The sequence below is a fragment of the Mycobacterium sp. 852002-50816_SCH5313054-b genome (assembly GCF_001667185.1).
In the GTDB taxonomy this organism is placed as follows: domain Bacteria; phylum Actinomycetota; class Actinomycetes; order Mycobacteriales; family Mycobacteriaceae; genus Mycobacterium.
Window position 1 is genome coordinate 1 of sequence record NZ_LZIC01000105.1, and the last position, 8,430, is coordinate 8,430.

At 67.6% G+C, this 8,430-nt stretch carries 5 protein-coding genes; 1 reads left to right on the forward strand and 4 read right to left on the reverse strand.

The genetic code is table 11. The features are described 5' to 3' along the window. Window positions 1-128: 128 nt before the first annotated feature. The 4 genes from A5787_RS20035 to A5787_RS20050 all read right to left on the reverse strand — a co-directional run bounded on the left by A5787_RS20035 (window position 129) and on the right by A5787_RS20050 (window position 7,595). Complete coding sequence (locus A5787_RS20035; RefSeq protein WP_066970159.1) at window positions 129-2,306, reverse strand: glutamine synthetase III; 2,178 nt, start codon at window positions 2,304-2,306, stop codon at window positions 129-131. A 154-nt stretch (window positions 2,307-2,460) separates the two neighbouring features. Then, complete coding sequence (locus A5787_RS20040) at window positions 2,461-3,942, reverse strand: MFS transporter (RefSeq protein WP_066970162.1); 1,482 nt, start codon at window positions 3,940-3,942, stop codon at window positions 2,461-2,463. Window positions 3,943-3,996: 54 nt separating this feature from the next. After that, complete coding sequence (gene ngg, locus A5787_RS20045) at window positions 3,997-5,793, reverse strand: N-acetylglutaminylglutamine synthetase (protein ID WP_066970165.1); 1,797 nt, start codon at window positions 5,791-5,793, stop codon at window positions 3,997-3,999. Beyond that, window positions 5,790-7,595, reverse strand: a complete 1,806-nt coding sequence (locus A5787_RS20050; protein ID WP_066970167.1) for an N-acetylglutaminylglutamine amidotransferase — start codon at window positions 7,593-7,595, stop codon at window positions 5,790-5,792. Before A5787_RS20050 ends, ngg begins: the two co-directional genes overlap by 4 nt. Before the next feature lie 85 nt (window positions 7,596-7,680). On the opposite strand from A5787_RS20050, the gene A5787_RS20055 reads away from it, so the two are divergent. After that, window positions 7,681-8,430: serine/threonine-protein kinase (locus tag A5787_RS20055; RefSeq protein WP_156764045.1), on the forward strand; the 750-nt coding region annotated here is incomplete at its 3' end.

The following is an 8,430-nucleotide window of genomic DNA, read 5'->3' on the forward strand; positions in this document are numbered from 1 at the left end:
GGCAGCGAACTTGCCAGATCTTGGTGAAGTCCTTGCGGAATTCTTGCGTTGTTTCCGCGGATCGCCGGGCGTGGGGGCCGCGGATCACCGCCGCATCTGCGGCCGACCCCCACGCCCGACGAAGTCCGTCACAGGATGTACAGCATCTCCTGGTAGGTGGGAAGCGGCCATAGGTCGTCGGCGACAACGGTTTCCAGCGTGTCGACGGCCGTGCGCACGGCTTCCATCGCGGGCAGCAGCTCCTTCTGGGCGTGCGTGGCCTCTTCGAGGGCCGACGATGCCGAGTGATCCGAGAGCGCGGACTTCAGCGCCGCCAACGCCGCGGACAAATCGGCAAGCGGAGCCGAAACCCCTTCCAACGCGGCCATACTCGGCTCCACGCCGGCCTTCTTCAAGGCCGCGACGTTCTGCGCGAGCTCGGTCTGGTAGCGGATGGCTGCCGGCAGGATGATCGTCGTCCCCATCTCCAGCGTCAGTTTCGCTTCGACCGCGACGGTCAGCGCGTACTGCTCCAACCGGATCTCGTAGCGGCTGTGCAGTTCACGTTCGGTGAACACGCCGTACTTCTCGAAGATTTCGACCGCTGCCGGCTTGATCAGTTCCGGAATGGCGTCCAGCGTGGTCTTGAGGTTCGGCAGGCCCCGCTCGGCGGCCTCGATCTGCCACTTCTCTGAGTACCCGTCCCCGTTGTACACCACGTCGCCGTGCTCGGTGATGATCTCGGTCAGCAGCTTCTGCAGCGCCATGTCGAAGTCCTCGCCGTTGCCGACGGCCTTCTCCAGAACGGTGGCCATGTAGTCCAGCGAGTCCGCCATGATCGTGTTGAGGACGATCAACGGCACGGCAACCGTCTGCCCGGAGCCGGGCGCCCGGAACTCGAACCGGTTGCCGGTGAACGCGAACGGGCTGGTGCGGTTGCGGTCACCCGGATCAGTCGGCAGCGGCGGCAGGGTGTCGACACCGATGATCATGGTGCCCTTGCCTTTTGACGACGTGGCCGCGCCCTTGGCGATCTGCTCGAACACGTCGGCGAGCTGTTCCCCGAGGAAGATGGAGATGATCGCCGGCGGCGCCTCGTTGGCGCCCAGGCGGTGATCGTTGGTAGCCGAGGCGACCGAAACACGCAGCAGCCCCGAGAACTTGTGCACGGCGCGGATGACCGCGGCGCAGAACACCAGGAATTGCGCGTTCTCGTGCGGGGTATCGCCCGGGACCAGCAGCGAGCCCAGCTCGGAATTGCCCATCGAGAAGTTGACGTGCTTACCGGATCCGTTGACACCGGCGAAGGGCTTCTCGTGGAATAGGCATTCCATGCCGTGCTTCTTGGCGATCGTCTTGAAGATCGTCATCAGCAGTTGCTGATGGTCAGAGGCAATGTTGGCCCGCTCGAACATCGGCGCGATCTCGAACTGGCCGGGAGCGACCTCGTTGTGCCGCGTCTTGGCGGGAATGCCGAGTTTGAACAACTCCCGCTCGGTGTCCATCATGAAGCCGAGGACACGCTCGGGCACGGCACCGAAGTAGTGGTCGTCGAACTCCTGGCCTTTGGGCGGCTTGGCCCCGAACAAGGTGCGGCCGGCATTGACCAGGTCGGGTCGCGCCAGGAAGAAGTGCCGGTCGACCAGGAAGTACTCCTGCTCCGGGCCGCAGAACGACACCACCTTGTTCAGGTCCTGGTGACCAAACATCTTCAGGATGCGCTCGGCGTGCACACCCATGGCCTGCTGGCTGCGCAGCAGCGGCGTCTTGTAGTCCAGCGCCTCACCGGTCATCGAGACGAAGACCGTCGGGATGCACAGCGTGTTCCCGTTGGGGTTCTCCAGGATGTAGGCCGGGCTGGTGACATCCCAGCCGGTGTAGCCGCGCGCCTCGAAGGTGCTGCGCAGTCCGCCGGACGGGAAGCTGGACGCATCGGGTTCGCCTTGAATGAGCGTCTTGCCGGCGAACTCGGCGAGCGTCTGCCCGTCGGAGACGGGTTCCAAAAAGCTGTCGTGCTTCTCGGCGGTCAGGCCGGTCATCGGGTAGAACACGTGCGCGTAGTGGGTGGCGCCCTTCTCCAGGGCCCAATCCTTCATCGCTACCGCGACGGTGTCTGCGACGGCCGGGTCAAGCTTGGCACCCTTCTCGATGGTCGCCACGATGGACTTGTACACCGACTTTGGCAGCCGTGCTTGCATTTCCGCTTTGGTGAAGACGTTCGAGCCGAAGATCTCGCCCGGCGTTTCCCCTGGCACGAAGCTGATGGCCGGGGGGACATACGCCTCGACGTTGTTGATCGCCTGCAGGCGGACAGCGTTTCCGCTCAATTGAATTCCTATCGCTGAGGGGCCCCACGGTTGACCTGGGGGACGACGGACCGCCCCACCATAGGAACGTTCGATGCCAAATCTGTTACGCCGGTGTCAACGCTGGGTCCGCAATCGTTGCGATCGTGAGACGCGGCCAGGCGCCGGATCGCGCCTATTGTTGCGGAGGCGATTCTTCCTCGCGCTCGGCGTCGGCCACCGTCAAGGGCAACGCCAGCTCCTCGAGCGGACGTCGTTCGGCCGCGACGCCGAGCCACAGCTCGATCAGGCCCGCGATGGCCATCACCGCCGCACCGATGAGGAACGACCAGACCACCTGGCCGCGCTGCCCGGAGTTGATCAACTGGCCGAACAGCAGCGGACCGGTGATGCCGCCGATCGCGGTGCCGACCGCGTAGAAGAACGCGATCGCCAGCGCCCGGGTCTCCATCGGGAAGATCTCGCTGACGGTCAAATAGGCCGCGCTCGCCCCCGCCGAGGCCAGGAAGAAGGCCACCGCGAGGACGGCGATAAACGTCCAGGCGCCGCCGGTCCCCGTCACGAACAGCACCGCCAAAACGACGGTCACGAGGGCCGAACCTATGTAGGTCGCGGTGATCATCGGTTTGCGGCCGACGGTGTCGAACAGGTGCCCGAGGGCCAGGGGGCCGACGAAATTGCTGAGCGCCCAAAGGATGAAGAACAGCGGCACCTTCGCGGACGGGACCCCGTAGAAGCCACTCAACAGCGTGCCGAGGTTGAACGTGACCCCGTTGTAGAGGAACGCCTGCCCGATGAACAGCGCCGTCCCGAGCACCGCGCGCCGCGGGTACAGCGTGAACGCCACCCTGGCGATCTCCCGGAACGAAATCGTCTCGCGTTGGCGGACTTTGAGCGGGCGCCCGGCCGGCTGTGGCAGCGGTTTACCGGTGTCGCGCTGCACTTCCCCCTCGATCTCGCCGACCACCCGTTCGGCTTCCTCCGCGCGGCCGTGGATGAACAACCACCGGGGGCTTTCCGGAACGTTGCGCCGGACTAGCAGCACGAAGATGCCGAAGATGGCACCGACGCCGAAGGCGAGGCGCCACCCGATGTTCGCCGGAAAATTCGAGGTGTCCAGGAGGACCAGTGCGCCGGCCGCGCCGGCCGCCGACCCCAGCCAGTAGGTCCCGTTGATCACCAGGTCCACCCGACCGCGCACGCGCGCGGGGATCAACTCGTCGATCGCCGAATTGATGGCCGCGTATTCGCCGCCGATGCCGGAGCCGGTGAAGAAGCGGGCGAGGAAGAAATACCAAGGGGCGAATGCGAACGCGGTCGCGACGGTGGCGACCAGGTACACCGCCAGGGTCAGGATGAACAGGTTGCGCCGCCCGAAGCGGTCCGTCAGGTGACCGAAGAACAGCGCGCCCAGGCAGGCCCCGGCGATGTAGAACGCCGCCGCCGTTCCGATCTGCGCGGCGTTGAGTCCGATGCCGCTGCCCTTCTCGGTGAGGCGCGACGACACGTTGCCGACCATGGTGACCTCGAGGCCGTCGAGGACCCAGACCCCGCCGAGGCCGATGACGACCCGCCAGTGAAACCGCGACCAGGGCAGCCGGTCCAGCCGGGCCGGCACCTGGGTGGTGATGGTTCCGGTTTGCACGCCTGCGCTCATCTGACTCCTATCTGGGTGAGCAGAGAATTACCCAAACAAGCGGTGGGGCAAGCCTCAATCCCGGTCCGGGCGTGACTCCTCGGGGGTCCAGGCCAGCGGCTGGCCGGGCTGACCCGGGAAAAGGTAGTCGATGAAAGCCGCCGCGGTGGGCTGGGGTTCGTGGTTGGCCAGCCCGGGTCGCTCGTTGGCTTCGATGAAGGCGTATTCGGCGCCGGTGACGTCGGGGACGAGCAGGTCGATGCCCGTCACGGGGATGCCGATCGCCTCGGCGGCGGCCACCGCAACGCGACACAGTTCCTGGTTCACCACAGCGGTGACATCGTGGATGGTGCCGCCCTGATGCAGGTTGGCGGTGCGCCGGACGCGGAGCCGGGTGCCCTGGGGCAGCACGTCATCCAGCGTCCAACCGGCTTCGGCGACCGTCGTCTCGGTGAGGTCGTCGAGCGGGATCTTCGACTCGCCACCGGTCGCCGCCGAGCGTCGCCGGCTCTCGGCCGCGATCAGATCCCGGATGCTGTGCTCCCCCGTGCCGATGATCTCGGGCGGCATCCGCAGGGCGGCGGCGACCACCCGGCCGTCGATCACCACGAGCCGCAGGTCATCGCCGGCCACCCGCTCCTCGATCAACACCTCCGGGTAGTGCTGCCGCGCCCGCGCCACGGCCGCGGCCAGCTCGTCGGGGCCCTTCTCGGCGGGCACGCCCACGGTGATGCCCTTGCCCTGCTCTCCGCGGGTCGGTTTGACGACGACCTCCCCGACCTCCTGCAGGAAGGCGTAGTCGCCGTCGTCGAAGGTGGCCAGGCGCGCACGCGGCACGGTGATGCCCGCTTCGGAAACCAGGCGCCGCGTCAAACGCTTGTCGTCGCAACGGCACATCGCGACCGCCGAGGTGAACTCGGACAGCGATTCGCGCGTGATCACGCTGCGGCCGCCGTGGGTTAGCCGGATCTCGCCGGCCTCGGCGTCGAGGACCTCGACCCAGATCCCGCGGCGCATCGCCTCGTCGGCGATGATCCGCGCGTAGGGGTTGAGATCCTCGACGGTTTCGGGGGGCGCGGTGAACAGCGGCTCGTTGATCGCGTTCTTCCGCTTGATCGCCAGCACCGGAACGCGGACGAAGCCTAGCTTTTCGTAAAGGCCGATGGCCGCGGCGTTGTCGTGGGCCACCGACAGGTCCATGTAGGCGCGGCCGGCGCGCCGGAAATGGTCGGCCAGGGCCCGGGTCAGGGCCTCACCCACCCCGGGCAGCGCCGCGGCGGGATCGACGGCCAGGGTCCACAGGCTCGAGCCCTCCTCCGGGTCGGAGAAGAGCAACTCGTGGTCGACTCCGGTCACCGTGCCCACCACGGCGCCGTCGTCGTCGCGCACGGCGACCAGGTAGGTCACCGCCTCCGCGTGCAGGTGGTTGTCCCAGATCGTCTCGACCGGCGCCGGCACCATGCCGCACCGCACGAACACGCGGTTCATGGCGTCGGCGTCGGCCGCGTCGGCCAGGGTGCGCACCGTCATGCCGATCGGCGACGGCGCCGTGTCCTCGTCGTCGGGGTGAAAACGCAGCCGATAGGTGTGGCTGGGGTCGATGAACAGCTCGGTCGGCGCCCCGGCGACCACCACGTGGGACTCGCGCGCGTAGATGCAGATGTCGCGCCGGCCCGGGACCTCCCGGCGCAGAGTCTCGGCCAGGGTCTCCGCATCCGCGAAGGTCTGGCCGAAAATGAGTCGGCCCCAACCCATTTCGAGTTCGACATCCTTGGCCATCGCGTCGACCAGCTCGGGGGGCGAGGCGTCGTGCAGGCCCATCGTGATGGCCTCGGTGTGATCGTGGTCCTCGGAGGGGTCGGCGGCGGTCATGCGGCCTGCCCGGTCACGCCATGGCGCTGCAACCACAGCTCCAGCAGGGCGATCTGCCAGAGTTCGTTGCCGCGCAGGGGGGTCAGCTTGCCGTTCGGGTCGGCCAGTAGGGCATCGACAGCCTCGGAGTTGAACAGCCCGCGCTCCTTGGCCACCGGCGCGTACAGGGCGTCGCGAACCATGTCCAGGTAGGGCCCCTCGAGGTGGGTCAACGCGGGAACCGGGAAGTAGCCCTTCGGCCGGTCGATGACCTCCGACGGAATCACCCGTCGCGCCGCCTGTTTCAGGACGCCCTTGCCCTCGTGGGCGATCTTCAGCTCCGGGGGGCAGGTCGCCGCCAGCTCGACCAACTCGTGATCGAGGAAGGGGACCCGGCCCTCCAACCCCCAGGCCATGGTCATGTTGTCGACCCGCTTGACCGGGTCGTCGACCAGCATGACGGTCGTATCCAGCCGCAGCGCACGGTCGATGCCCGTTTCGGCGCCGGCGCGTGCGAAGTGCTCGCTGACGAACCGCTCGCTGGGGTCGCCCTGCGCGAAATAGGCCGGCCCCAACAGGTCTCGGACGCCCAGCGAATCGCGATCGAAGAAGGCACCGCGGTATTCGGCGACCGCCCCGGGCAGCGTCGCGGCGGCCGGCGAACCCATCGGCGGGTACCAGTGGTAGCCCGCGAATACCTCGTCGGCGCCCTGACCCGATTGCACCACCTTCACATGGCGCGCGACTTCCTGGCTGAGCAGGTAGAACGCCACGCAGTCGTGGCTGACCATCGGCTCACTCATCGCGCCGATCGCCCCGTCGAGCGCGGGAAGCATCCGGTCGGTGCCGATGCGGATCTGATGGTGGTCGGTGTCGAAGCGTTTGGCGATGATGTCCGACCACCGGAATTCGTCGCCCTCGACGCCACCCGCCGACTCGAAGCCGATGGAGAAGGTCGACAGCCCGTGCTGACCGGCCTCGGCGAGCAGCCCGACGATCAGGCTGGAGTCGACGCCGCCGGAGAGCAGGCAGCCGACCGGGACGTCAGCGACGAGCCGACGCTCGACCGCGACCCGCAGCGCGGACAGCACCGCGTCCTCCCAGTCGCGCTCCGACCAGTCGGCGCGGTCGTCGTCCCTGCTGAAGTCGGGCGTCCAGTAGGTGGTGGTGGCGCGCCGGCCATCGGGCTCGATGGCGACGAGCGAGCCGGGCGGGACCTTGCGCACGCCGCGCAGGATCGTCAGCGGCGCCGGCACCACGGAGTGGAACGTCATGTAGTGGTGCAGGGCGACCGGGTCGATGCGGGTGTCCACGCCACCGCCGGCCAGCAGCGCCGGCAGGGTCGAGGCGAACCGGATCCGGTGGCTGTCCTCGGTCAGGTACAGCGGTTTGATACCGAGCCGGTCGCGGCCGAGCAGGACCCGGCCGCTGTCCCTTTCGACGATGGCGAAGGCAAACATCCCGTGCAGGTGACTGACGAAGTCGTCGCCCCAGCGGTGGTAGGCCTTGAGCAGGACCTCGGTGTCGCTGTGCGAGAAGAACCGGTAGCCGTGCCCGATGAGCTCGCGCCGCAGTTCCTGGTAGTTGTAGATGCAGCCGTTCCAGGCGATCGTGAGGCCCAGTTCGGCGTCGACCATCGGCTGGGCGCCGGCTTCGGTCAGGTCGATGATTCGGAGGCGACGATGACCGAGGGCGGCCCGGCCCTGTGACCAGGCCCCCGCCGCGTCCGGCCCCCTTGGTGCCATCACGGCGGCCATCGCCGACACCGCCGCTAGATCGGGAACCCGGCCGTCGAGTCGAACCTCACCGGTGAGTCCACACACTCCTTTGACCCTACCGCGAGCCATTCCGTGCGCGCAGCGCGGTTGATTTCGCGTGGCCGGGATGGGCGGGTTTTAGGATGCGGCCATGCCGTTGAGTGAGGGGGCTCGGTTCGCGGGCTATACGGTGGTGCGGCTGTTGGGGGCCGGGGGCATGGGTGAGGTGTATCTGGTGCGCCATCCCCGGCTGCCCCGGTTCGAGGCGCTCAAGATCTTGCGCGCCGATCTGTCCGCAGACCCCGATTACCAGCAGCGGTTCAACCGCGAAGCCGACCTGGCCGGGGCCCTGTGGCACCCCCACATCGTCGGGGTCCAGGACCGGGGTGAGTTCGAGGGCCAACTGTGGATCACCATGGACTACGTCAACGGCCCCGACGTCGGCGCACTGCTGGCCCGGCACTACCCCACCGGCATGCCAGCAGCCCAAGTCATCGACATCGTGAGCGCCGTCGCAGCCGCCCTCGACCACGCCCACCACCGCGGCCTGCTACACCGCGACGTCAAACCCGCCAACATCATGGTCAGCCACCCCGACGACGGCGGCACACCACGAATCATGTTGAGCGACTTCGGCATCGCCCGCCCCGTCGACGACACCACCGGCCTGACAGCAACCAACATGACCGTGGGCACCGTCGACTACTGCTCACCCGAACAACTGCTCGGCCACCAACTCGACCCGCGCGCAGACCAATACTCCCTGGCCGCCACCGCCTACCACCTGCTCACCGGCACCAAACTGTTCCCCAACCCCAGCCCCGTGGCGCCCACGCTTGTGCGCCCACAGCACGGTTTTGGATGGGGTGGCACCGAAGTTCGCGGCCATGACCAGCCGCTG

Excerpts from the sequence above, each read along its gene's own strand:
- A5787_RS20040 (WP_066970162.1), bottom strand. The coding sequence starts at position 3,942 with ATGAGCGCAGGCGTGCAAACCGGAACCATCACCACCCAGGTGCCGGCC.
- ngg (WP_066970165.1), bottom strand. The coding sequence starts at position 5,793 with ATGACCGCCGCCGACCCCTCCGAGGACCACGATCACACCGAGGCCATC.